Annotated in this window: 23 protein-coding genes and 1 riboswitch; of the genes, 16 read left to right on the plus strand and 7 right to left on the minus strand. The window is 54.5% G+C overall.

The annotated features are described in order from the left end of the window. A partial coding sequence (locus tag G9Q73_RS17265) for a penicillin-binding protein 1A (RefSeq protein ID WP_281397590.1) occupies positions 1 to 1,441 on the plus strand: 1,441 nt, incomplete at its 5' end. A gap of 248 nt (positions 1,442 to 1,689) precedes the next feature. Next, entirely contained in the window at positions 1,690 to 2,298 is a 609-nt protein-coding gene (locus tag G9Q73_RS17270; protein ID WP_177420882.1) for a hypothetical protein, read from the plus strand. A gap of 65 nt (positions 2,299 to 2,363) precedes the next feature. Here the strand turns inward: G9Q73_RS17270 and G9Q73_RS17275 are convergent, their stop codons facing one another. From G9Q73_RS17275 to G9Q73_RS17300, 6 genes are all read right to left on the minus strand, one after another. Beyond that, positions 2,364 to 2,678, minus strand: a complete 315-nt coding sequence (locus G9Q73_RS17275; RefSeq protein ID WP_177420883.1) for a hypothetical protein — start codon at positions 2,676 to 2,678, stop codon at positions 2,364 to 2,366. Positions 2,679 to 2,925: 247 nt separating this feature from the next. Next, entirely contained in the window at positions 2,926 to 4,371 is a 1,446-nt protein-coding gene (locus G9Q73_RS17280) for a glutamate synthase subunit beta (protein ID WP_177420884.1), read from the minus strand. A 196-nt stretch (positions 4,372 to 4,567) separates the two neighbouring features. Further along, positions 4,568 to 5,014 (minus strand): hemerythrin domain-containing protein, encoded by a 447-nt coding sequence (locus tag G9Q73_RS17285; RefSeq protein WP_177420885.1) that lies wholly within the window; start codon positions 5,012 to 5,014, stop codon positions 4,568 to 4,570. 317 nt (positions 5,015 to 5,331) lie between these two features. Then, entirely contained in the window at positions 5,332 to 7,050 is a 1,719-nt protein-coding gene (locus G9Q73_RS17290) for a hypothetical protein (protein WP_177420886.1), read from the minus strand. A gap of 304 nt (positions 7,051 to 7,354) precedes the next feature. After that, positions 7,355 to 9,181, minus strand: coding sequence for a sigma-54-dependent Fis family transcriptional regulator (locus G9Q73_RS17295; protein WP_246345361.1), 1,827 nt, complete (start codon positions 9,179 to 9,181; stop codon positions 7,355 to 7,357). Positions 9,182 to 9,935: 754 nt separating this feature from the next. After that, positions 9,936 to 10,481, minus strand: coding sequence for a hemerythrin domain-containing protein (locus G9Q73_RS17300; RefSeq protein WP_177420887.1), 546 nt, complete (start codon positions 10,479 to 10,481; stop codon positions 9,936 to 9,938). Positions 10,482 to 10,780: 299 nt separating this feature from the next. Between G9Q73_RS17300 and G9Q73_RS17305 the strand changes: the two genes are divergently transcribed. The 3 genes from G9Q73_RS17305 to G9Q73_RS17315 all read left to right on the plus strand — a co-directional run bounded on the left by G9Q73_RS17305 (position 10,781) and on the right by G9Q73_RS17315 (position 12,060). After that, a complete protein-coding gene (locus G9Q73_RS17305) occupies positions 10,781 to 11,053 on the plus strand; it encodes a ribbon-helix-helix domain-containing protein (RefSeq protein ID WP_177420888.1) in 273 nt (90 codons plus the stop codon). Positions 11,054 to 11,062: 9 nt separating this feature from the next. After that, complete coding sequence (locus G9Q73_RS17310) at positions 11,063 to 11,347, plus strand: type II toxin-antitoxin system RelE/ParE family toxin (RefSeq protein ID WP_177420889.1); 285 nt, start codon at positions 11,063 to 11,065, stop codon at positions 11,345 to 11,347. Positions 11,348 to 11,799: 452 nt separating this feature from the next. Then, a complete protein-coding gene (locus tag G9Q73_RS17315) occupies positions 11,800 to 12,060 on the plus strand; it encodes a type II toxin-antitoxin system ParD family antitoxin (protein ID WP_177420890.1) in 261 nt (86 codons plus the stop codon). Between the two features lie 99 nt (positions 12,061 to 12,159). Here G9Q73_RS17315 and istB read toward each other — a convergent pair whose 3' ends face one another. Then, positions 12,160 to 12,840 carry an IS21-like element helper ATPase IstB gene (istB, locus tag G9Q73_RS17320; protein ID WP_177421512.1) on the minus strand — a complete coding sequence of 227 codons (681 nt, stop codon included), beginning with the start codon at positions 12,838 to 12,840 and terminating at the stop codon, positions 12,160 to 12,162. A gap of 500 nt (positions 12,841 to 13,340) precedes the next feature. Between istB and G9Q73_RS17325 the strand changes: the two genes are divergently transcribed. The 11 genes from G9Q73_RS17325 (at position 13,341) to G9Q73_RS17375 (ending at position 25,432) form a co-directional block, all read left to right on the plus strand. Beyond that, positions 13,341 to 14,231 (plus strand): PEP-CTERM sorting domain-containing protein, encoded by an 891-nt coding sequence (locus G9Q73_RS17325; protein WP_177420891.1) that lies wholly within the window; start codon positions 13,341 to 13,343, stop codon positions 14,229 to 14,231. Positions 14,232 to 14,377: 146 nt separating this feature from the next. Then, positions 14,378 to 15,034, plus strand: a complete 657-nt coding sequence (locus G9Q73_RS17330) for a hypothetical protein (protein WP_177420892.1) — start codon at positions 14,378 to 14,380, stop codon at positions 15,032 to 15,034. Beyond that, positions 15,031 to 15,648, plus strand: a complete 618-nt coding sequence (locus G9Q73_RS17335) for a hypothetical protein (protein WP_177420893.1) — start codon at positions 15,031 to 15,033, stop codon at positions 15,646 to 15,648. Before G9Q73_RS17330 ends, G9Q73_RS17335 begins: the two co-directional genes overlap by 4 nt. Positions 15,649 to 16,003: 355 nt before the next feature. Beyond that, positions 16,004 to 16,195 carry a hypothetical protein gene (locus tag G9Q73_RS17340; RefSeq protein ID WP_246345363.1) on the plus strand — a complete coding sequence of 64 codons (192 nt, stop codon included), beginning with the start codon at positions 16,004 to 16,006 and terminating at the stop codon, positions 16,193 to 16,195. Positions 16,196 to 16,461: 266 nt separating this feature from the next. Then, on the plus strand, positions 16,462 to 17,361 hold the full coding sequence (gene dprA, locus G9Q73_RS17345; protein ID WP_369408965.1) for a DNA-processing protein DprA: 900 nt from the start codon (positions 16,462 to 16,464) through the stop codon (positions 17,359 to 17,361). Positions 17,362 to 17,388: 27 nt separating this feature from the next. After that, positions 17,389 to 17,865, plus strand: coding sequence for a Smg family protein (locus G9Q73_RS17350; RefSeq protein WP_177420894.1), 477 nt, complete (start codon positions 17,389 to 17,391; stop codon positions 17,863 to 17,865). A 69-nt stretch (positions 17,866 to 17,934) separates the two neighbouring features. Further along, entirely contained in the window at positions 17,935 to 20,223 is a 2,289-nt protein-coding gene (gene topA / locus G9Q73_RS17355; protein WP_177420895.1) for a type I DNA topoisomerase, read from the plus strand. 253 nt (positions 20,224 to 20,476) lie between these two features. After that, positions 20,477 to 20,684: riboswitch (cobalamin riboswitch) on the plus strand. Positions 20,685 to 20,852: 168 nt separating this feature from the next. Then, a complete protein-coding gene (locus G9Q73_RS17360) occupies positions 20,853 to 22,706 on the plus strand; it encodes a TonB-dependent receptor domain-containing protein (protein WP_177420896.1) in 1,854 nt (617 codons plus the stop codon). A gap of 19 nt (positions 22,707 to 22,725) precedes the next feature. Continuing rightward, on the plus strand, positions 22,726 to 23,652 hold the full coding sequence (locus tag G9Q73_RS17365) for an ABC transporter substrate-binding protein (RefSeq protein ID WP_369408918.1): 927 nt from the start codon (positions 22,726 to 22,728) through the stop codon (positions 23,650 to 23,652). Next, the gene (locus tag G9Q73_RS17370) at positions 23,652 to 24,653 is read left to right on the plus strand and encodes a FecCD family ABC transporter permease (RefSeq protein ID WP_177420897.1); all 1,002 of its coding nucleotides are present in this window, start codon (positions 23,652 to 23,654) and stop codon (positions 24,651 to 24,653) included. Before G9Q73_RS17365 ends, G9Q73_RS17370 begins: the two co-directional genes overlap by 1 nt. Beyond that, complete coding sequence (locus G9Q73_RS17375) at positions 24,650 to 25,432, plus strand: ABC transporter ATP-binding protein (protein ID WP_177420899.1); 783 nt, start codon at positions 24,650 to 24,652, stop codon at positions 25,430 to 25,432. Before G9Q73_RS17370 ends, G9Q73_RS17375 begins: the two co-directional genes overlap by 4 nt. Positions 25,433 to 25,438: the final 6 nt, after the last annotated feature.

Genomic DNA, 25,438 nt, shown 5'->3' on the forward strand with positions numbered 1-25,438 from the left:
GGACAAACTTCTCAGGGAGCAGAAGAGTGTTCCAGATCTGCAGGGAGCCGTGGTGCTCAGCACCGATGGGCAAAACGCCGGACTCTATCTGGGACCGGAGCAGCAGGTCACACTGACTTGGCAAGGCCTCTCCTGGGCCCGGCAGTTCAAGGACTCGGATCACCAGGGCTCTGAACCCAAAACCGCCGCCGATATTCTCCAACCGGGAGATCTGATCAGAATCCACCGCGAAATACCCCAAGAGGGTGAACCCTACTGGCGTCTGGCGCAGATCCCCAAGGCCGAGGGAGCACTGGTCTCGGTCGATCCTGATAACGGCGCCATTCTTGCGCTGGTCGGTGGCTACGACTTCTATCTAAGCAAGTTCAACCGCATCACCCAGGCCAGGCGTCAACCCGGCTCCGGCTTCAAGGCATTCATCTACTCCGCCGCCCTGGAAGCCGGATACACGCCCGCCAGTCTTATCAACGACGCACCGGTGGTGTTCGATGACCCGGCGCTGGAGGCCTCCTGGCGTCCGGAAAACTACAGCGGCAAATTTTTCGGTCCCACCCGTCTGCGCTACGCCCTGACAAAATCCCGTAACCTGGTCTCCATCCGCCTCCTGCGGGCGATGGGCATCAAGTCCACCCTGGAGTATGTCACCCGTTTCGGTTTCGACAAGGGTAAACTGCCCCGCGATCTCTCACTGGCTCTCGGCAGCGGCGCAATCGCCCCGCTACAGATGGCGGAGGGTTATTCAGTGCTGGCCAATGGTGGCTACCATATCGAGCCCTTCTTCATCGTTCGTATCGAAGACGACCACCGCGAGACCATCTTTCTGGCCAACCCGGCACAGATCTGCGAAGATCCGCCACCCTCCGCTGCACCGAAAGAACCCACTGAAACGACTGAAGTGACTGCAGAGCCAACCGTCGATGCGGAGATCCGCTGCGCTGAACGCGTCATCACTCCACAAAACCACTACCTGATGAACTCCATGATGCGCGACGTGGTACAGCGCGGCACCGCCCGCAAAGCCCGTGCGCTCGGCCGCAAGGATATCGCGGGTAAAACCGGCACCACCAACGATCAGCGTGACGCCTGGTTCAACGGTTTCAACCGCAACCTGGTAGCTATCGCCTGGGTCGGTTTCGATAATTTTCAGCCCCTCGGCAGGGGTGAGGTCGGGGGGCGCGCTGCCCTGCCTGCCTGGATCCATTTCATGCGCACCGGACTGGAGGGCACTGAAGAGGCGCCTCTGGAGATGCCTGAGGGCATGGTGACCATGCGCATCGACGAAAAGACAGGCAAGCCGGTCCACGCCGGTCACAAGGGCGCAATCTTTGAGGTCTTTCGCGAGAAATACGCCCCTGAGATCCCCACGCAGGTGAACGGGACAGCCGGCCTACCGGAAACGGAGAATCTGGACGCCCCGGCCCCGGAGGAGGATCCTTTCTAAACTTTAATCTCTGTCAGAAAATATGCCTAAAGGAACGCATGATTTGTTTGATGAGATACCGAACGAAAGCAGGCCTGATCAAGCATAGCGGAACCGGAGAACCTCTAGCCCGATCCGCTATGCTTGATCAGGCCTACGCCCCAGCGAAGATGCTCCTTTCCCTGTTGGAGCGGCGCCTCGCCGCGAGGGCCAACGCTCAGGACTTCCAGGCAGAATCCTATCCCAATTATCAGCGTCCACCCTGAAACATGAAAACGAATAACCGGGAATCCCAGCGCCGCATCGCCTACGAGGCAGCTCGTATCCTTACCGAACTGCGTTCCGGAGATTACAACTACGCCTGCCAAAAGGCAGCCGACCGGCTTGGTCTCGGTAACAGACGCCTGATGCCCAATCGCGATGAGATCGAAAGCGCTCTGCGTGAGCAGCAGCGTCTGTTTCGTGGAGAGGATCAGGCGACAGCACTGCAACGTCTGCGCCGTCTCGCCATGGAAGCCATGGGTGCACTTGCCCGTTTCAAGCCACTGCTGGTCGGCCCGGTTTTCGACGGCACTGCCGATCGGAACAGCCCAATCCGACTGCACCTCTCTGCCGACACCTCGGAAGAGGTGATCTTTGCCCTCTCGGATCTGCACATCCCCTGGGATGAGAGCCAATGGAGAATGAAGTTTGGCGACGGTTCAAAACAGACGATACCCGGTTTCCGTTTCCAGGCAGATGGAACCACCATCGAACTGGTGGTACTGCCGACCAAAGGGCGCTTCAGCAAACCTCTGGATCCCATCGACAACAGGACGACCCAAGGGGCAACCCTGTCACAGCTGAAACAGCTCGACAGCCACACCTCTCCCGTCTAGCCTCTTGCGTCGTGATGGGCCGGAGACAAATTTGACTCCAGCCCGGCTCCATCCCGAACATGGCCTTACGCCGCGCGTTTCTCCTCTGCCGGCTCATGCAGCACTACCGGCCCCAGCTCAGCAAAGGTAAAGAGACGAAATGCCCGTTCACCATTGTAATCCAGCACCCTCAGATCATCGGTTTCGTGCAGATCATTGGCCACTACGGTGAAGTGACCACCGTAACGCGCCTTGGCCAGATCGAAGGGAACTTCATAGGCAAGGAATTTATCGATGCCCTTACTTGCGAGTTTTTCCAACATCTCAGGCTCTTCTATCGAGGTGTGAGAGGTAAGAATCATCAACGGACCGCTACCAGCCATCAACATAAAGACTTTCATGACAACCTCCTAAAGATTCGACAGACCACTCCGGTCTCGATGTAACGGCTGTAGGGAAACGAGACCGGGGAGGACATCGCTGTTATCAACGCCAACTCACTGGCTTTGGAGCAACCCCTAACCCGGGGATCTCCATCATCCCTACTCTAATTTTAGTTCATCTCCCGCAGGGAATCACCTTTCCATGTAGGTTGAGTTAGCGCAGCGTAATCCAACAAACACTCTGACTGACGCCGGACGCGTCAAATCATATCCCCGGCAGATCACTCGATCCTGAAAGCCAGACATCCACCGCCCGCGCACACTGCCGCCCTTCGCGGATCGCCCACACCACCAGTGACTGCCCCCGGCGCACATCACCGCAGGCGAACACACCCCTGACACTGGTCTGATAGTCCTGCTCATTCGCCGCCACGTTACCACGGTGATCGAATGCGACCCTTAAAAACTCCAGCAGCCCCGCATGCACGGGATGAGCATACCCCATCGCCAGCAGCACAAGCCCGGCCGGCATCTGCAGCCGCTGGTTAGGCAGCGGCTGCTTCGACCAACCGCCATCCGCCTGTTGAATCCACAACAGACGCTGCATCAACACACGGCTTATGCAGCCGTCACTCCCCTCAAAACTGCAGGTATCCCAGCCCCAGATACGCGCTGCACCCTCCGCCTCTGTATCCGATTCACCCGTTTGCGGCACCGGTTTCGGCCAGTGCTCCAGCACATCCGCATCCTTTGAAGGCCGGTCATGGTACTGCACCTGAGTCACCACTTTCGCCCCCTGCCGGATTGCCGTACCCAAACAGTCGCTGCCGGTATCCCCACCACCAATCACCACCACCGACTTGTCTCTGGCGTCAATCACAGATGCCGGATCACTCTCATCCCCCGCAACCCGCCGGTTCTGTTGTGAGAGATAGTCGATAGCATAGTGAATACCTTTCAACTCACGGCCAGGAACAGCCACCTCACGGGGATGGGCTGACCCACAAGCCAGCACCACCGCATCCGCCGACTGTTGCAGCTCCGGCACAGCCATCGAAACGCCAACATGAACCCCGGTACGGAAAGAGACGCCCTCTGCTTCGAGCTGTTGCAGACGACGATCCACTATCCGCTTATCGAGCCGGAAATCGGGAATGCCGTAGCGCAGCAGACCGCCGATGCGATCCGCCTTTTCAAAGACCGTCACCTTGTAACCCGCCCGCGTCAACTGTTGGGCACAGGCTAAACCCGCAGGGCCTGAACCAATGACCGACACCCGTTGATCCCGTTTATGAACGTTGGGCTGCGGCTGCACCCAGCCGGACGACCAGGCACGCTCGGCAATCGCCAGCTCAATATTTTTTATCGTGACCGGTAATTGGGCGAGACTGAGAGTACAGGCGTTTTCACAGGGGGCAGGGCAGAGACGCCCGGTGATCTCAGGAAAACTGTTGGTCGTATCCAGCTGATCGTAGGCACTGCGCCAGTCCCGGCTCTCCACCAACATATTCCACTCAGGGATGATGTTATGCACCGGGCAGTAGTGGTGGCAGTAAGGCGTACCGCAATCCATGCAGCGGTTCGCCTGTCTTGCCGCCTGTGTATCAGGCATGACATCGACATATTCACCCCAGTGGCGAATACGGACTTTGGGATGTTCCTTGGCCGCCTCCTCCCGCAGGCGCCGCAGAAAACCATGGAGATCTCGCATGAATCTCTGACCAATAATGACCTAAGTAGAGTTTAGGTCATCTGGTCAGAGTCAGTTGGAAGGTCTGGTTTATCGCTCCATTGTCATCTCGACCATAAAGAGAGACATCAAGGCATTGTGTGGCCAACGAGTTACCAGGCAGGGTAAAAACTGTGGTACGTCCCCTATTTTTACATTCAGCCCACGCTGAAGAGCATCATCCGTGTTTCTGTAAATAGCTGTGCAGAGCCGGGTAACGCTCCTGTAACCCTGGCGCCAGCAATGGATCCTGGTCAGCTGGCAATGCCCCGCTGGCATAGTCGAAGTCATCCGGACCCAGCTGTTCGGCCAGCAACGGGAAGGCCTTCTCCTCTTCAAACGTCATGTGGCTGCGCTGATGATCCAGGTAGTCTCGACCAAGCTTCTCCACTTCATCAATCGAGAGACCACCCGGTTTACCCAACTGCTCAATGGCCAGCCTGAATTCACGTGTCATGTTCATAATCGCCTGGTGATGAACCAGCAGCTGTTCCAGCGCCTCGCGCCCATCGTCTGTTCGCGCCAGGTTAATCTGGTAGAGGTGATCTTCAATCGGGTGATGAATGGTGTCGGAGTAGTCTCGCATGTAGTTCGCCACCTCCGTGATCAAATCGATCGAGGTCATGCCTCCCTGTTTCAGACGATCTAGAGTTTGGGGTCAGAGTAAAAACTCAAAACTCCGAAGAGCGCTGTTACTCTGACCCCAAACTTCAAAATAGGTTAATGGGGTGACCAATTGAAAGCCAATGCGGCAGTTCAAGCGGGCTTTTTCAACAGCCCGTCGCGACGACTACAGATAAAAGGGACGGAGGGATTTTTTGTTAACCTCCGCCCCCTTTTTGACCCCTATGAAATTGTAACCAAGGAGAACCAATTATTGACGTGCCCCGGAATCAGGACACGCCAATGCTTCTCTGTGAACTCAATCGTTCGGATTATTTTTTACTTCGAGCGCCATTTATCCTTTTTCACGCTCAGTTCACTCTCACCCAAACTGGCGCTACCAAAATAACGCTGTGCGCCCACATCAATGTCCAGCTCAATTGTGCGGGGTAACGTTGTTGCACCAGCCGGGAATGGTGACGCATCAAAATTAGCCTCCAGCTCAAAGCGCCCTATTGATCCTTTGAGCCCTTCAACCACATAGAGGACTCGGTATACACTGTCGCCCAATGTCCCGATCGTGATGATTGAGGTATCAAGCAACGGAAAGGGAAGGGTCAGGGTGATCTCCTTGCCTGTTTCTTCCACCTCGATCAGGACACCGGCAGTAACCGTCGTAGCCCCACCGGAAGCATCCACATCGATCAAAGCCCTACCGTCGATGTCGATTGGGAAGGCGCCACCAATGTCCTTCATCTTGTACTTTATCGTGAGCACGGTTTCCGTGGGCGCAATGATATGGCTTTTCATCTTGATCGGGTAATCGGACTCTTTGAAACGGTAACGAGCCCCCTTCCAATCGATCTTGAACTTACTGATGCCATTGGTCGCTTCATTCCCTTCATACTCCCATTCATCCGCTCCAACTTCAGGCATAAAAGCGACTGTGGTCGGTGGTAAAATCTCGACTCCCGCCACATAAATATCTGCCACCGCTTCCGCTGACAGAGTCGTGTAGTCTTCCCCAAATGGCAGGCCGATTTCGCCGTGAAATTTCACATAGGAATTTTCGGTGAACTTGACCTTGCTCTTGTCAATTTCAAGGACCGCAAGTTCGGCTGGGTTCAGGGTTACAGTTTTCGTGGTCTCATCGCTCGCACCTTCAGGATCGGTGACTGTCAGGGCTACATCGTGGGCACCGAAGCCGAGCGGGATGTCGATAACGCCGCATAGGGCCAGATTACCGACGCAATCAGCCATGCCATCCACCGTCCACTGGAATGTCAGCACGTCGCCAGCATCAGGGTCGAAGGACCCAGTGCCATCAAGGCGAAGTAAGGCAGTGTTTCCGATGTTGGAGAGCTGCTCGAAGGCGAAATCAGCGGTGGGCGGGGTGTTGGTGGGTCCAGTCGTTATTGTAAGTACTCCCGGTGTGAGCCTGGTAAGCCCAGCAAACCAAGGACCCCAATCAACCCTTTCTCCGAAACGAGTGTAGAGGACCAACCCAGCATTTGTCGCTGGCGCCGCTCGCCAATCAGCAACAAGACTTGTAATGTCGAACGAATAGGTGCCGATGGGCGAATACTCGCTACCAAAGGTGCCGATAAAATTCGTGGGAACGTATTGTGCGTTGGCCGCACCGCCCGTGTCTTCCTTGATGAGGCTTGGTGATGCCGCCCAAGTAGAACCATCAGCATTCACTGCACCTAGATATACTTGTGAACCTGTCTGGTAGATATCGAATGAAATCGTCGCAGACGAAATGACGTCTCCAGCCGCTATCTGCCCAGCTGCCGGTCCAAACAGGTCGTTGAAACGTAGAACGGCATAGTCGTAATACCGTGAGTCCAGGGCGGCCGTAGGTTGCACCAATGCAGTGGCATATGAGTTCAGATTGACCTGGTCAAAACTGGCGTGTTCATACCCGGAGTAGGTAACACCTGTACTTACGCCGTCTACCGTTATGTCAGCGCCGTCGCTATAAATGACTTCGGCGGCCCCGGCTGACAGTGAAATAAGCATAATGACAGCGAAAGTTAGTGATTTTTTTATTAACATAATTAACCTCTTATAATCTATGTTGAGTTATTGTTGCGTTCACACGATCAAGAACTAGATCAATTATCATGCCCAGCGCATAGCGCCTCGGCTTGCCCCGTGGACCCGATGCGTTACGTTGATAAGAGTGCAACATGTGGGCCAGCGGGGAGCTGGCAAGGAAGAATTTTAATAACGTACTGTTTTACTTGGATTCTAGGGGAGCGAGAAGCTCAGGGAGGCTGGTCGAGGCGGGTCAGAACCCACCCTATGGGGCGGGTCCCACGCCATAGGGTGGTGGGTTCACCGTATTCTTACACGCAGCTCAGGGTTTTGGCGGGCGGTGAATGCCGTGTTTTTGCATGCGTTTTCGCAGGGTACTGGGAGGGACACCCAAGGCCTTGGCAGCCCCGCCTTCCCCCTCGATCTTCCAGTGGGTCGCTTCGAGCGCCCGGACGATGCAGCACGCTTCGGACTCGGCGAGGGTCCGGGGACAGGGGGACACCTCGGGTACACCCAGCGTGTCCATCAGGCGAAGACGGGGGCCTTGGGTGTTGATCACCGCCCGTTCGATCACGTTCTGCAGCTCTCGGACGTTGCCGGGCCAGGGGTAACGTTGCAGGGCCTCCATCGCTCCGGTCGGTACGGTGTTAATGGACTTGCCCGATTTGCAGGCAAGCTTCTCGACGAAGGCGCCCACCAGCAGGGGGATGTCTTCCCGACGCTCCCTGAGTGGCGGCACGGTGATTGGGAACACCTGCAACCGGTAGTAGAGATCTTTCCGAAACCGACCGCTGCGAATCTCTTCCTCCAGCTCTCGATTGGTCGCTGCGATGACCCGGACGTTCACCGGGATCGTCCGCGAGCTGCCCAACCGTTCGAACTCACCGTCCTGGAGCACCCGCAGCAGCTTGCTCTGGAGCTCCAGCGGCAGCTCGCCGATCTCATCCAGAAACAGGGTTCCGCCGTCGGCCACTTCGAACCGCCCCACCCGTTTGGCTTCGGCCCCGGTAAAAGCGCCTTTTTCGTGGCCAAAGAGCTCACTTTCGATCAGGTTCGCCGGCAAGGCCGCGCAGTTCACTTTGACCAGGGGCCGGGCGTTACGGGGGCTCCACTGATGAATGGCCCGGGCGACAAGCTCCTTGCCCACACCGGTTTCACCGAGCAACAGGACGGTCGTGTCGGAGGAGGCGACTTGCTCCGCCCGGAAGAGGACGGACTTGAGGGCGTCACTTTGGCCGATGATCCCATCGACATTGTGCTCTCCCTTGACCTCTTCGCGCAGATAGACGTTTTCCACCTGGAGTTGCTGCTGGAGTGTCTGGATCTCCAAAAACGCCTTCTGGAGCGACTCGTCGGTCTGCTTGCGGCTCAATGCGTTGGAGAAGATCTCCCCGACCAACCGCAGTTGTTGAACCACCCCGTCGGGCCAGGGGCGCTCTGTACGAAGGGAAGCAAAGGCGACCGCTCCGGTGATGGAACCGGCCACCGCCAGTGGGATCGCCACCACCGACTTTGGGCCGCACTTTCGCAGATACTCCTGGTCACGTCTTGCATCAGCGGGCAGATCAGAACCTTGCGAAAACAGGAACATTTCGCCGCGGAGCATCTTCTCAGTGGCCCAGGGCAATTGATCAAACACAACCCGTGCCGGGGCTGGCTCACACCCAGGAGCCGTCCACGAGTGTGTAGCGCAAAAGTGGGTCTTTTCTTCCGAGAACCCGAACAGGGTGCTTCGATCCACCTGTAAAGATTCTGCGATGCATTTCAGCCCCTGCTCGATCTGCCGGTCTACCTCACCGGGCGGCAGATTCAGGAACCGAGTCGAGAGCTGAGAGAGCAGGGTTTCGAACCGAAGCTGTTCTTCAACTGCCGCTTCGACGTACTCGAGTTCAGTGAGCTTCCGTCTCAGCCGCTCATTCGACGCCCTCAGCTCGGCCGTACACTCCATCTCCCTGAGTTCTAGCTCTTCGTTCTGCTGTCGCAGTTCCTCTTCGGCAGCATGCAATTTCTGGTGGGAGGTCAGCAAGGCCTTGAGGGTCTCGGTGGGCATCACTTCACCGTTCACCCGCCGCCCACTGGGGCCTTGTCGCAGGCTTTCTACCCACTTGTGAAGCACCTTGATGTTGAGGGTTGATGAATCCGTACCCATTGTTTTTCTCACAGTGCAAAAATTCTGATTATCACATCTTAGCCAGACCCGATGTCGACATGCTATCTACATCGACAATGCAGGGGGGGGGATTTTCTGCACTCCCTTGCTTTCGCCCTCGGAGGAGATCCTCTCAACATCGATAGCCTGTGACCCCACTTAATTCAGGCTGAGTAGTTACTTAACAAATATATTTAAGAACGATACAGACTAATCATTTTGTATTAATATTTCCTTTGCTTTGAGTTCTTTCTTGCTTAAAGAATTTCAGCAGCATGCGCCTGCTTGAGATATAGGGTTAATACCCGAAATTATTTCACTTAGGGATGTATTCGTAATTAGTAAAAGGGAGTATTCGTAGATAGATCTAGAAGTTTTCACGGATAGATTTATTGGTAAGGCACGAGATTATTTTTTTGTCGGCGCGACTTGCTGAAACGGTCGACAAACCGCGCTTACATGGTAAGGCGTACCGCAATCCATGCAGCGGTTAGCCTGTCTTGCCGCCTGATTTTCAGGCATGACATCGACATATTCACCCCAGTGGCGAATACGAACCTTGGGAAGTTCTTTGGCCGCCGCCTCCCGCGGGAGGCGGCAGAAAACCATGGATATCTTGCATGAATCTCTGACCGATGATGACCTAATGTAGAGTTTAGGTCATCTGGTCAGAGTCAGTTGGAAAGTCTGGTTTATCGAAAAAACTGTGGTGCGTCCTATTTATACATTCACATTCAGCCCACGCTGAAGAGCATCATCCGTGTTTCTGTAAATAACTGTGCAGAGCCGGGTAACGCTCCTGTAACCCTGGCGCCAGCAATGGATCCTGGTCAGCTGGCAATGCCCCGCTGGCATAGTCGAAGTCATCCGAACCCAGCTGTTCGGCCAGCAACGGGAAGGCCTTCTCCTCTTCAAACGTCATGTGGCTACGCTGATGATCCAGGTAGTCCCGACCCAGCCTCTCCACTTCATCAATCGAGAGACCATCCGGTTTACCCAACTGCTCAATGGCCAGCCTGAATTCACGTGTCATGTTCATAATCGCCTGGTGATGAACCAGCAGCTGTTCCAGCGCCTCGCGCCCATCGTCTGTTCGCGCCAGGTTAATCTGGTAGAGGTGATCTTCAATCGGGTGATGAATGGTGTCGGAGTAGTCTCGCATGTAGTTCGCCACCTCCGTGATCAAATCGATCGAGGTCGTACCTCCCTGTTTCAGACGATCCAGTTCGACTTCGAAGATATCCATCAATTTGAAAAAATGGACGTGGTCGCGGTAGAGCTTAAGTAGGGTTTCATGCATGACTACACCTGGTCGCAGCTTCTGTTTACACGCAGTTTGCCCAATCACGCTCCAAAGTACCAGAGGCGAATTTACCTAGACTTTTTATGGTTATTGTCCAGCCGGTTTCTGTAGTAGGGGTCAGACCACGATTTACTAAAAACTGATCATAAGAAATCCAAGAAATCGTGGTCTGTCCCTAATTTGTTCCACAAAAAAACTGTGTTGCGTCCCCTATCGTCCCCTATTGTTTTCGTATCCAAGCTATAGGTTATACTACTTGGTAGTATTTATTCTTACCACTACCCCAGAGGCAACACATGGCCACAGTCGAAAAACTCAGCATCGCCCTGACCCCAGAAATTGCCCAGGAAGTTCGCATGGCGGTCAAAAGTGGTGACTACGCCAGCAGTAGCGAAGTGATACGCGAGGCCTTGCGAGACTGGAAGCGAAAACGCGCCCTGCAGGATCAGGAGATCAATGAGCTGCGCGGCTTGTGGCGTGAAGGCGTAGAGAGTGGCAGCGGGCGGTACGGCTCCATGGAAGAGATCAAGCAAGCAGCCCATAAACGCTTGGCTGATAACGATCAGTAAGCTCTGACTATGGCCGTTTTTCAGAAGACCGCCCAGGCTGAAGAAGATCTAATCGATATCTGGCTCTACATCGCCCAGGACAACCCTACTGCCGCCGACCACCTGCTCGACACCTTTGAGGAGAGAGGCTGGCTGCTTGCTGAGAATCCGAATCTGGGGCAGGCGCGACCGGACATCGCTGGTGGCTTCCATCATCTGCCCGTGGGTCGCTATCTGCTACTCTACCGGAAGATCCCTGGAGGGATTGAGCTGGTGCGCGTGGTGCATGGTATGCGAATGTTGAGTTCACTATAAGTAATCTCCTTCCAGAAACGACCTATTTTCATCAGGCCGATATTTTTTTCTGCAAGTTATTTTGCTGTTCCTGCATAGCAAATACCGACGGTACGCACCTATCCGGCATAAGAGAAAGAATAGTCATTTAATTCTTCGTTCATTTCCAATTTTATCCCAACACTTCATTTTACGCCTTCATGTGCATGTTCGGTAACAATATTTACGGTAGCAATCGTTCGAACAGCGCCAGATTGTGGGCGGCGATTGAAGGCCAGACACAGGCTCTGAAATGCGCCAGCACCTTTCCAGGTGCAACGGCCCAGTCCACAGACGCGCTTCAAGAGCGAAAAACTGTGGTAAGTCCCCTATTGTTTTCCTCTTCCAGGAATGTCCAAAAATATCAAACATTGCTAATCTTTGGTAAATTACTAATATTTCAGATAGACCCTTAATGCATTGACAGGTGATTTATGAACGTATCTTTGACCACAGAACTGGAAGACTATGTAAATACACAGGTCAAATCCGGGCTCTATCGCTCAGCCAGTGAAGTCGTGCGCGAGGCATTGCGGAACCAGATTCGGAGGGGTATGGATGATCAGTTAGCACAGCGCATTTCCCTGGGGCGTCAGCAAGTCGCTGAGGGGCGCGTTGCCGAGGCCAATGAAAACTATCTGGAAAGCAAGCGAGCCATGATTCGCGACCGATTCGAGGGTCGTGATCAGGGCTGATGAGCTATCGCGTGGTGTTTGCGTATTCTGGTCATTCCGATCACTGATTCTGGTTTTATTCGATCACTTAACCATCCCAGCACGAAGGATCTCATGGTATCACTCTGAGTGATCGGATTCAGTAAATTCACTCATGACCTTTCTCATCGACTCTCCCTTTAGTTTTAGCTTGTGACTATTGTGTAATAGACGGTCCAGAATGGCATCTGCCAGCGTCGCATCGCCGATGGTTTTATGCCATTGTATTGTCGGTAGCTGACTGGTTACCAACGTGGATTTAAGGCCATGGCGATCATCCATGATAGTCAGTAGATCATTACGCTGGTTCAGGTTCATTTTCTCCAGTCCCCAGTCATCCAGTACCAGCAAATCCGTTTTTGCCAGTTGCTGGGTCAATCGGGTAAAACGACCATCTCCATGGGCGATAGTCAGCGTTTCAAGCAAGCGGGGCATACGGAAGTAACGAACCGATAATCCCTGCATGCACGCTTGGGTTGCCAGTGCACAACCAAGATAGGTTTTACCGCAACCGGTGGGGCCGGTGATGAGTATATTGTGATGCTGCAGTATCCAGTGTGTACTCAGTAAATCAGCAAACTGACTTTTCATCAGCCCACGCGGATGACTGTAATCAATATCAGCCGGGTTAGCCTGCAGTTTTAATTTTGCCACTTTAAGCAGACGTTTGATTTTATTGTTATGGCGATGTGTTGATTCCCGGTCTACCAGTAACGCCAGGCGTTCACTAAAGCCAAGTTCATCATGCGAGTTTGGGGTCAGAGTAAAAACCTGCTTTTACTCTGGCCCACAAAAACCGCTGATGAAATATTAGGGGACGCATCCTGTTTTCCGTGCCACTTCTGGTACTTCGAAAAACGTGGTGCGTCCCCTATTGTTTTTTTGTTTTTTTCGTCAATTTTTCCTGTCGGAAAATCTTACACTTAGACTGCGGCACTGTGATGAATTAACTCATTGAATTAATAGATAATAATGTGGATTATCCCGGTTTTGGTTCCATATAAGCACGTTTATTGTGTCGGAATATTTTACAAATTGTTTTTGTGAACTGATTCCTTGATGGATAAGAAATTGATTCTTAAAAGGATTTTTCTTCTGGCGTGATATATGCCTTATAAATAACATGGACTTTGCGATTGGATTGAATAAGGTCTGGTATCAATTGATTTCCAGGTTCTGCAATATTGATTAGTGGCGTCTGACCACAATCAACTCTACTGGAACCACTGGATCTTTTTCCTCTATACGAGAAGGGGGTGAACGTGAAGAAGATACTGCTAAGTTGGGTTGGTTTGGCTCTGCTGGCGAACGTTCCGATTGCGCTGGCAGGCACCTGGAGTTGTGATTTCAGCGTAGACACTTGTGACTTCACCATGTTTGTGGATGATCCGGATCCCTCTACCAGCCTTGTCAACAATGGCCAGCTGATCATGCACACCAATGGGCAGGTATACGCGGAAGAGCCACCGAGTCCACCTACCAATTATGCGACGGCTGCAGAGGCCTATATGCATCAACTCTTTACTCCCGGGTATGGAGAATCCTGGTGGGCGGAAATTACCGGGATGATTCCTGCGATTATCGAGCCCAATTATCCGGTGGGTCCTATGGGCATTGATCATTTGCATCTACAGGTGGGGTTGGCTGCAGGATTTGTTAAACCAGATGGATCTATTTACCTGATGGACAACGGCCTCATATTTTCTGGTGATGACAGGTCCGGATTAGAGGTCAAGAACCGGAAGTACGATGCCGACAGTAAGTTTCATCCGGTTTCAGGTGACTCTGTGGAATATGCAGATGCGCATACGTTGACAATGGATGAGAGTGGTCTGCTCGGCTTGCGTTTCGATGCAGCTACCAAGGTACTGACAGCATACAATGGTCACACCAACGACTTCCTCAGTGTGGATATTGACGCATCGGGTCCTGGAAATTGGAATATGACGGACTCCGATGATTTTTTCATTGCGCTCCTACTTGAGGTTCGGGGCTTGCCGGTTCCCGAAACGTCGCCGCTGGCGCTCGATAACTTTCATGCTTCGTCCGGCGTGTCCGTACCGGAGCCCACAACCTGGGTCATGATGCTTTACGGATTGGGTTTGGTGAGCGTGCTTCGACTCCGTGGCCACAACCATATATGGAGGGTTTAAGAGAGCAATAAGACAAGAAAACCGGGTGCTACGTTATTGCGCGTCGACAATGCAAACACACGAGAAAATACTGGGGCTTGTTAACACTAATCAGTACATCAGTGATTAGTGTTAACAGGAAATGATGGATTTACAAGGAGACCATTGTGTTTTTGTTTGGAAACTATTCAGTACGAATAATTTCTGCTGTTGTCATATTATTTTTACTGTGCGGTTGTGCGACAGTTAAATTTACTGACTATCAGCAAGATACTATTAGCAATTTAAACAATCAGCAGTTTAAAGATGGTTTAAGCATTTCTATCCTTGCCATTACTGACAAAAATAAAGTTATCAGTTATTTTGGTACTGATTTACTTTCTTCAGGAATTCTGCCTGTCTTAATTGTTGCTGAGAATAAAAATGAATCCTCCAGCTTCATCATTCATAAAGAGCGAATTACTTTATCGAATATTGTTGAAAATGATATTGAAGCCATCGATCAAGTTAGAGAATATTCAGCAGGTGAGGAAGTCGCGACCGTTGGCGCGGCGGCAGGAATTATGCCAATTGTCCTTCCTTTGTTTTTTGTTGGGGCTGCAATGGTTAATGATGCCAACGAAATCATGCACAATATGCTGGAAAAGGAAATAAGAACGGAAATGCTATCCCCAAGTGAAAAAATAAGTGGCTTTGTATATTTCTCTATTCCAAAAGAAAAGAATGAGCAAAAACAGCAGTATATCATTATAGACGTTATTAAATATCAGCTCACTGAGTCAGAGAGATTTATTTTTCCTATTAAGTGGAGGAATAACCAATGACCAATAACAATAGGATGAGTAAGCATTTTTATATTATAGTTTTAATTATAATAGGGATAACATTAAGTAGCTGCCATGGTGTGCTAAAGTTTCCTGAACATCGGGTTATATTCCCTAATAAAGAAAAAATTGATTTAAATGTTCGCCTCCACATAGGCAAAGATATTGCAGATGCGATATGGGAAAGTGACACCTTTAATGAAAAAGTCATTGTACTGGGTGAATCCCTCAGTTCTGGTGTGGAAGGTGTGTCACGCGCGGTGTTCTCTAATGTTGAAGTTGCTAAAGGAAAGGACGAAAAGTATCGAGGAGGCAGTGAAGCTATTTTAGCTCCTTCATTAAAATACTTAAAAAAATCTATACCTGTTCTTGGTTTTCAAGATACTCATACCACCATTGTGATGGAATGGTTGCTGAAGGATAGCTTGGGAAATATTATTTGGGCGGATAGCTTTTCAGTTCATAAAAAATTCCAGATGATGTCATCTCATAAAAAAACAAAAATATATATCCGAGAATTATTGGATGAGCTATTTGAGAAGACATTCGAATCTTTGTCGGAATCTCCCGAAATACGGACATATGCTGCTTTACAGAACAGGGGGCGGAAATAGGGTGCCGCTTGAATATTAGGGGACGCACCACGTTTTCTATGACCTGATTACGAAAAACGTGGTGCGTCCCCTGTTGTGTCGCTGAGAGGCGTTAGTAGCAGCGCCTTGCAGCTACGACTCCGCTGGCAGGATCAATCGCGGCGAGGCGCCGCTCCTACAATTAAATTCCCTATCTGCTTGCTTGGGGATCGGTGTTTGTCAACAAAGTTGTCCGATTTTTCTCATGCAGCCTTAAGCAATTTCTGCTCTTCAGCACGCACCTCTTTTGGTGGATTCAACCAGACTTCAGTCACTGGACTCTATAATGGTCGTGCTCAACAAAGGAGATCGCGACTGATTGGAGCCGGGGCATGTCATGAAGATCTTCCAAGGCGGAGAGACAATCCGTGATGTGGTCGCTGGCGGCGGCAAGACCGTCAAGCTGCCGCTGGAAGAGGCCGGATTGCTGATGGTCTTCCGGATCTTCGACCGCGTCAGCTTCGCCTTGATCATGCATGCCACCCAGCCCCTTCATGTGCTGGACTGGGTGCGTTCGCCTGAAGGCTGATATCGACCCAATCACCACTCAGGAAGGGGTTGTCAGCGGATGACAGAGTGCTGTCAATAAGTTGACCTGGTAAATTTTGGCTGCTGATCCATCAGACGCCGGGGATCGGCTGTCGCACCTATCTCAAACTGTTACACCATTTTGGCTCGCCTGAAAAAATCCTCGCTGCGACCCGAACCGAGCTGCAGGATATCGACCTGCAGCAAAAGAGTATCGACCACCTCTTTGCCGGAAATCTCAATGGCATACAGTCATCCCTGGAGTGGCTGGGTCAGCCGGATAACCACCTGCTGACACTGACGGAAACAGGCTATCCGCCTCTGCTGGCCGCGATCGCGGATCCACCGCCTCTGCTGTTTGTGCATGGTGATCCGGCACACCTCTGCCAACCGCAACTCGCTATTGTCGGCAGCAGGAACCCCTCTCCCGCCGGTCTCAGCAACGCCCGCAACTTTGCAGCCTATCTGGCCGGCGCAGGCATCGCCATCACCAGCGGTCTGGCGGTGGGCATCGACGGCGCGGCCCATGAGGGCGCGCTGCGGCAGGGCAGCACCATTGCTGTCACCGGCACGGGACTGGATCGTGTTTACCCCGCCGGGCACCGTGATCTGGCGCACAAAATCGCCAAAAACGGTGTCCTTGTCTCAGAATTTCCACCGGGCACCGCCCCCAGACCGGAGAACTTTCCCCGCCGCAACCGGATTATCAGCGGTCTCTCTGTCGGCACTCTGGTGGTGGAGGCCGCCCTACAGAGCGGCTCCCTGATCACCGCCCGTCTCGCAGTGGAACAGGATCGTGAGGTTTTCGCCATCCCCGGCTCTATCCACAACCCTCAGGCCCGCGGTTGCCATGCCCTGATTCGCCAGGGCGCAAAGCTGGTGGAGACCGGTCGGGATATCGTTGACGAATTATCCTCACTGCTTGGCACGATGGAGATTCCCGCGCCGGCGTGCACACCTGAGAGTAAGAACACCGGCTTTCAGCTCGACCCTGACTACCATAAACTATTGGATTCCATGGGCTATGACCCCATCTCCGCCGACGCCCTGATCGCCACGACGGGTTTGACCCCAGAAGCAGTTTCGTCCATGCTGCTGTTGCTCGAACTGGAAGAGTATGTATCATCCGCACCCGGCGGCTACTATTGCCGCACCGAAAAATCGTAATTCCCGCGACTGTGGGAGAGAGAGAGCATGAACGAGAACGTGGTCGACATCCTGATCTACCTCTACGAGAACTACATGGACGGTGAACAGGCTCCCCCTGCAGATCATAATGACCTGCGCGACGAGCTTGCCCAAGCCGGTTTTCCCTCCCGCGAGGTGGAAAAAGCCTTCAGCTGGCTGGACGAGCTTGCCGATAGTTATGAGGCACCGGCTGGCAGCGTCTCCGGGAATCACTCTCTGCGCATCTTTACCGATGAGGAGCACACCCGCCTCGACGCAGACTCCCGCGGCCTGCTGATGTTTCTGGAGCAGAACTCCATCCTCACCCAGACGGCACGGGAGCTGGTCATCGACCGGGCGCTGGCGCTGGACACCCCCTTTATTACAGAAGAGGAGCTTAAGTGGATCGTGCTACTGGTTCTGATGAACCAGCCCGGCCAGGAAGCTGCCTTCGCCCGCATGGAAGACATGGTCTACAACGAAGACCCTGTCTACCTGCACTAAACCTAACTGAACAATCCATACGCGGGGCGCCTGCTGTCCCGCGTTTTTTATTGAAGCCAATATATCCCCATGAATCTGGTCATCGTCGAATCACCGGCAAAATCCAAAACCATCGAAAAATATCTGGGAAAGGATTTTGAAGTTCTCGCCTCCTACGGTCACGTCAGGGATCTGATCCCCAAGGAGGGCGCTGTCGATACCGATCACAACTTCAAGATGAAGTACCAGATAATCGAAAGGAACGAGCGCCACGTTCAGGCGATATCCAAGGCATTGAAGAAGGCCGACACACTCTATCTTGCAACCGATCCGGACCGCGAGGGTGAGGCCATCTCCTGGCACCTTGTGGAGCTGCTCAAGGCCAGGGGCAAGCTGAAGAACAAGACAGTTCACCGGGTGGTCTTCAACGAGATTACGAAGAAGGCGGTCAACGACGCCATCGCCAATCCACGGGAACTCTCCCACGATCTGATCGATGCCCAGCAGGCACGCCGCGCGCTCGACTACCTGGTGGGTTTCAACCTCTCCCCGCTGCTCTGGAAAAAGATACGTCGGGGCCTCTCCGCCGGCCGTGTGCAGAGCCCGGCCCTGCGCATGATCGTGGAACGGGAACTGGAGATCGAGGCCTTCAAGACGGAAGAGTTTTGGACCATCGAAGCTGATACCGAAAAGGACAATCAGCCCTTCAGCGCCAAGCTTACCCATTTCCAGGGCGAAAAGCTGGAGAAGTTCAGCATCACCAACGAAGGCGATGCAAACAAGACGGAACAGGCTCTGCAAGCAGCGGGAAAGAATGACCTGCTGATTGCCAAGGTCGAAAAGAAGCAGCGGCGCCGCAATCCGGCACCACCATTCACCACCTCCACCCTGCAGCAGGAGGCGGCCCGCAAGCTCGGTTTCACCACCCAGCGCACCATGCGCGTCGCCCAACAACTCTACGAAGGTGTCGACGTGGGGGAAGGCACTGTCGGCCTGATCACCTACATGCGTACCGACTCGGTAAACCTGGCGAACGAAGCGCTGGAGGATTTTCGCGCCTTTATCGCAGAACGCTACGGCAATGACCAGCTACCCAAAGAGGCCCGCCGTTTCAAGACCAAGGCAAAGAACGCCCAGGAGGCCCACGAGGCCATACGTCCCACTGCGGTCGAACGTGTCCCTCAAGAGATCAAAGAGCACCTGAGCAAAGATCAGGCGCGACTCTACGAATTGATCTGGAAACGGGCAGTGGCCTGCCAGATGATCCACGCAACCATCCACACCGTCGCGGCGGATCTGCTGTGTGGTGAAGGCAATATCTTTCGCGCCACCGGCTCCACCATTGCCAAACCCGGTTTTATGGCGGTCTACCTGGAAGGTAAAGACGATGCGGCCAAGGGAGCCGGGGACGAAAAGATGCTGCCGCCCCTCAAGGAGGGTGAGACCTTGCCACTCAAAGCGATCCGTCCGGAGCAGCACTTTACCGAACCGCCACCAAGATACAGCGAGGCAAGCCTGGTAAAGACCCTGGAAGAGCATGGCATCGGCCGTCCCTCAACCTATGCCTCGATCATCTCCACACTACAGGATCGCGAATACGTCACCCTGGAGAAGAAGCGCTTCCAGCCAACCGATGTCGGCCGGGTGGTCAACAAGTTCCTGACCGACTACTTCACCCGCTATGTAGACTACGATTTCACCGCGAAACTTGAAGACGAACTCGACGCTGTATCCCGAGGCGAAGAGGATTGGGTGCCACTGCTGCAAAAATTCTGGGGGCCTTTCAAGGAGCGTATCGATCATACCCAGGAGAACGTCAAACGCAGCGACGTTACCCATGAGGCCCTTGACGAGAAGTGTCCGAAGTGCGGAGAACAGCTCTCGATCCGTCTCGGCCGCCACGGTCGATTCATCGGTTGCACCAACTATCCGACCTGCGACTACACCCGCGACCTCAACGGCAACAGCGAAGAGCGGGAGGAACCGGAGATCGTGGAGGGGCGCCAGTGTCCCGAATGCAACTCGGATCTGGTCATCAAAAAAGGCCGCTACGGCAAGTTCATCGGCTGTTCAGGCTATCCCAAGTGCCGCTATATCGAACCGCTGGAGAAACCGGAAGACACCGGCGTCAGTTGTCCCAAGTGCCACAAGGGCACCCTGCTGAAGCGCAAATCACGGCGCGGCAAGATCTTCTACTCCTGCTCCACCTACCCCGGCTGCGACTATGCAATCTGGAACCAGCCGTTGACGGAACCCTGTCCCAAGTGCGGCTGGCCGGTACTGACCATCAAAACCACCAAACGCAATGGCACGGAAAAGGTCTGTCCGCAGAAGGAGTGCTCCTTTACGGAGCCTTACGATCCGCCGTCGGATGCCTAAATACTGTAGAAGGCCGGTTCAAGCGTAGGGGAACCGGCAGCACAGCTTTGCCTCAACCTAGGATCGCCCGATCCGCTACGCTTGATCGGGCCTACGTCAGCGCAATCTCTCATGGATTGTGCACAGGGGGCGGAGTCAAACTGTTCAAACCTAAATCAATTACCCGCAGTTCTGACCCGGCTTGACTCTGCCCCCCCTACTCTCTTTCCACAAAAAAATATCTGCAAAAGTTGAAATACTCCTGCCCATCCATACAATACGCCGCAGAAACGGTGCCCTACGCGTCCAGAATGCGCAGGGTTAAAAGGGAACAGGGTGAGCAAACCATCGCAAAACCCTGGCTGTCCCCGCAACTGTAGGTGAGGAGCGCCTCCCGACGACACCACTGGATAAAGATCCGGGAAGGCGGGCAGGCGCATCGATCCACGAGCCAGGAAACCTGCCGTTTCTGCGTCGCATGACCACTGAACGGGGCATTCAGTGGGGCGGAAATCCGCTGGTCGACGCAAGAAGTTTGAAGCTTCTATCGTCGATGTGTAAACAGGCAGACTCTTTTTCCGGTAACTCTTCCCGGGATTGACACCCGCTGCACATCTCCCGCTTATCGGTACGATTTACGGAGATCTATCATGCCAAGCCTATTAGGGAGAGAAACCCTTCTATCCGTCACCATCAGTTGCACACTCGCCGCTTCAGCCGCACAGGCGGAGAGCACCCAAAAGCTTGATGACATCAATGTCACCGCCACCCGCACCGCCCGCACGATCGACGAAACCCTGGCGCCGGTGGAGATCATCACCCGCCAGCAGATCGAGCGCAGCCAGGCGAAAGATCTGATTGGCCTGCTCACAGGCCGCGCAGGACTCGACCTGCCCATCGCCGGCGGGTACGGCCAAACCACCAGCATCTACCTGCGCGGCACAGGCTCCAGTCAGACCCTGGTGCTCATCGACGGGATTAGGGTCGGGGAGATAGTCACCAGTATCCCTACTCTGCAAAAGTTGCCCCTGGCGCAGATCGATCGCATCGAGATCGTGCGCGGCCCCAGATCCAGCCTTTATGGTGCCGATGCCATCGGCGGCGTGATCCAGATCTTCACCCGCCAAGGCGAGCCAGGCATAAACCCCAGCGCTGTCGCTGCATTCGGCACCAACAATACAATCGATCTCTCCGCCAACCTTTCAGGCGGCAGCGAGCGTACCCGTTTCAACCTGAACGCCAGCCACTTCAAAACCGACGGCATCAACGCCATCAAACTAAACAATCCCGACCGCGACGGCTATCGTAACGACTCACTGGGCGGATCGTTCAGCCATGCCTTTGCCAGCGGGCAGAAAATTAACCTCCAGTTCATGCACGCCCAGGGTGAAACCAACTATGACGGCTTTGACCCAACCGCCGACTACCGCGAGGATTTCGTACAGCAGACGCTGAACGGAAAATTCACTTTCATGCCGATGGAGGCCTGGGACTTAACCCTCTCCGCCGGGGAAAGCCGCAACGAATCGGACAACTACACCAACGACCTGCCTGCCGGGGAGTTCAACACCCGCCGACTGCAAGCCTTCTGGCAGAACGACATCTATCTTGCTGATGACCAAATCATTACCGCCGGGCTCGACTATCTGCGCGACGAGCTGGAGAGCAGCGTCCAGTTTGCCGAGGCCCGGCGCGACAACAAAGCGGCCTTCGCCCAGTACCAGGGCATCTTTGGCGCTTTCAGCCTGACCGCAGGAGCCCGCCGCGACGATAACGAAGCCTTCGGCGGCCACACTACCGGCAATGTCGCCGTTGGCTACGATCTCACCGCCAGCATCCGCACCACTGCCGCTTTCGGCACCGGCTTCAAGGCCCCGGACTTCAGCCAACTCTACTGGCCCTTCTCTTTCGGCTTCCAGGGCAATCCTGACCTGAAACCTGAAGAGTCGAAAAATATTGAACTGGGCCTGAAAGGCAGTTACAGCTGGGGCGGCTGGTCATTCAACCTTTTCCAGAACGACATCGAAAACCTGATCCAGAATGTGTTCGACCCGGTCACTTTTCTGCTGCAACCTGAGAATGTGGCGCAGGCCCGCATCCGCGGCCTGGAGACCAGCCTTGATACCCGCCTTGCCGACTGGGATCTCTCCGGCAGCCTGACCCTGCTCGATCCCCGGGACCGCGATACCGATGAAGTGCTGCTGCGCCGCGCCCGCAAGACCCTGCGGCTGGATGCCGACCGCCAGTTTGGCGCGAGCGGGATCGGCATATCTCTCATCGCCCAGGACAGTCGCACCGACCAGGACTTCTCCACCTTTCCCGCCCAAACGGTGGATCTGGCGGGTTATGCATTGGTCAACCTGCGCGCCAGTCATCGCCTGAGCAATGAGTGGATTGTACGCGGGCAGATCAAAAATCTGCTCGACAAGGAGTACGAAACGGTCAAAACCTACAATTCGCTGGGACGGGAGGTGTTTGTCTCCATCGCCTATGCGCCGAAGTAGGAGCGTTCAGGCTAAAGTAGTGGAGTTGCATTTTTGTGGTGAATTTCGGGCTTCCGAATGGCGCCGGCCCATTGCACTCCCGGCTTTTTTGACCGACGCTATCGCCATGTCTCTGCTACGCCCGACCCTGCTTCTCCTCTCACTGCTGACTGTTGCAGGGTGGGCGCATGGGGCGGATACCCCACCTTCCAGGGTCGTCTCCATCAATCTCTGCACCGACCAGTTGCTGTTGATGCTGGCCGATGCAGATCAGATCGCCTCGGTCAGCTACCTTTCGCTGCAACCCGAGAGTTCATTTGTTGCTGAGGAGGCACAACGATACCCGGTCAATCATGCCCGCCCCGAGGAGTTGCTGGCTCTCGACCCCGACCTGATCCTCACCGTTGAATTCACCGACAGGCGACTGCTGGGACTGCTTGAGAAGCTCGGCTACCGGATAGCGCAGCTTCCCATGCCCACCAGTATCAGCGGTATCGAAAGCAATATCCGGTCTTTGGCAAAACTTCTGGGGCAGAATGCCCGCGGGGAAGCCCTCATCCATCAGATGCAGTCAATGCTGTCACGAATACCACACCAACCCGCCCATCAGAGACCCAAAGCCCTCTTCTATCAGCCGCGGGGATACACCAGCGGGATCGATACGCTGCAGAATGAGGCGCTGGCACTGGCAGGCTGGTCCAACCTGGCCGCCAATATAGGCATCAGCGGTTACAGCAGCATCGACCTGGAGAGTCTGCTGCTCGGACAGCCCGACCAAATTTTTTCCTCGGCCTACACCGGGGAGACCCGCTCACTGGCCCAGAGACAACTGCATCATCCTGCACTGCGCCACATCACCCACAACCGCCCCATCATTGAGATCCCTTTCAAATATTGGATCTGTGGCGGACCCATGATTGCCGATGCGGTGGCTGAACTGCATGCCGCACTGCCGAAGAAACAGTAATGCTGGGGGAGATAAGACAATCCCGACTACTCGGACTGTTGGTCGCAGCCGCTAGCAGCCTGTTTCTGTTCTCACTGCTCTTTGGCAGTCAGACAATTCCGGTTTTCCAGGCATTGCAGGAGACGTTTGATGACACCAGCAGCGTACTGGCACTGATTCTGACCGAAGTGCGCCTGCCCCGCGCGCTGATCGCGCTTTTCGCCGGGGCCACCCTTGGACTTTGCGGCGCCGCCATGCAGGCCATGCTGCGCAATCCCCTGGCAAGCCCCGGACTCATCGGCAGTGCCAGCGGCGCTGCGCTTGGAGCGGTGATCGCGCTCTATTTCGGCAGTGCTGCACTCTCCCAGTTCAGCCTGCCTCTCGGGGGCATCCTGGGATCACTCGGCGCCACCCTGCTGGTCTATCTGCTGGCAGGACGCAACGCCGGCACCCTCACCCTGATTCTGGCCGGCGTGGCGATCAACTCGCTGACCCTGGCGCTCATCTCCCTGCTGCTCAATCTCGCCCCCAGCCCCTATGCGGTGCAGGAGATCGTACTCTGGATGATGGGCTCACTGGCCAACAGCAGCATGCAAAATTTCTGGATCATGCTGCCCGGCACCCTGCTGGGCTGGATGCTGCTGTTGCGTGTCGGGCGGGCGCTGGATGCCCTGACACTGGGAGAGGAGACGGCCCAATCCATGGGTATAGACCTGCCCCGCCTGCGCTGGCGCATCTTTCTTGCGGTGGCGCTGGCGGTGGGATCGGCGGTTTCGGTGACCGGCGCAATCGGTTTTATCGGCCTGGTTGTGCCCCACATGCTGCGCCCGTTCGTCGGCTATCAACCCGGCAGACTGCTTGCCGCCAGCGCCTTGGGGGGCGCCATCCTGCTGCTTGCGGCCGACATCCTGGTACGCCTGCTACCGGCGCAGACAGAGATCAAGGTGGGCGTCGTCACCGCACTGGTGGGAGCGCCCTTTTTTCTCTACCTCATCATCAAGAGCAGGCGGTATAACCAATGAGCCTGCTTCGCGGAACCGCACTCTCTCTCGCTTTCGATGATCAACCCATCCTGGAGGCTGTGGATATCGAGTTGGATAAGGGCGAGATGCTCGGCTTGATCGGACCCAACGGTGCGGGCAAGAGCAGCCTGCTGCGCTGTCTTGCCGGGTCGGCCCGGGCTGATAGCGGCGTGCTTCAACTTGGCGAACAGCGCCTCGAAGACATTCCACGCAGTGAACGGGCCAGACGTATCGCCTATCTGCCCCAGCAAACCGAGGTCCACTGGCCGCTCTCCGTAAAACGCATCATCGAATTGGGCCGCATTCCCCACCTAGAACCCTGGGGCAAACTTTCCGCACGGGATCAACAAGTGATCGAAAGCGTCATCGCGGATGCTGACCTGTTGCCATTTCGTCACCGCCCCTACAACACGCTCTCCGGCGGAGAACGTGCCAGGGTACTGCTGGCACGGGCGCTTGCTTCAGAACCGGAGATCCTGCTCGCCGACGAACCCGTGGCCGCGCTCGATCCTGCCCATCAACTCGATGTTATGGCAATGCTTGCAGAGCACTGCTCACAAGGCAACGCTGTGATTGTTGTACTGCACGATTTACGGCTTGCCGCCCACTTCTGCCAGCGGCTGCAACTTCTGCATCAGGGATGCACACTTGCCGTTGGGAAACCAGGAGAGGTGCTCACCCCTGACAATTTGGAAAACGCCTACCAGATCCATCTGCCCGATACTCAAAGCGCCATCGACACCCTGCTCAATATCACTTGGCAGCGAATCCCCAAGTAGACTGTT

Source organism: endosymbiont of Lamellibrachia barhami, from assembly GCF_011947365.2.
In the GTDB taxonomy this organism is placed as follows: domain Bacteria; phylum Pseudomonadota; class Gammaproteobacteria; order Chromatiales; family Chromatiaceae; genus QGON01.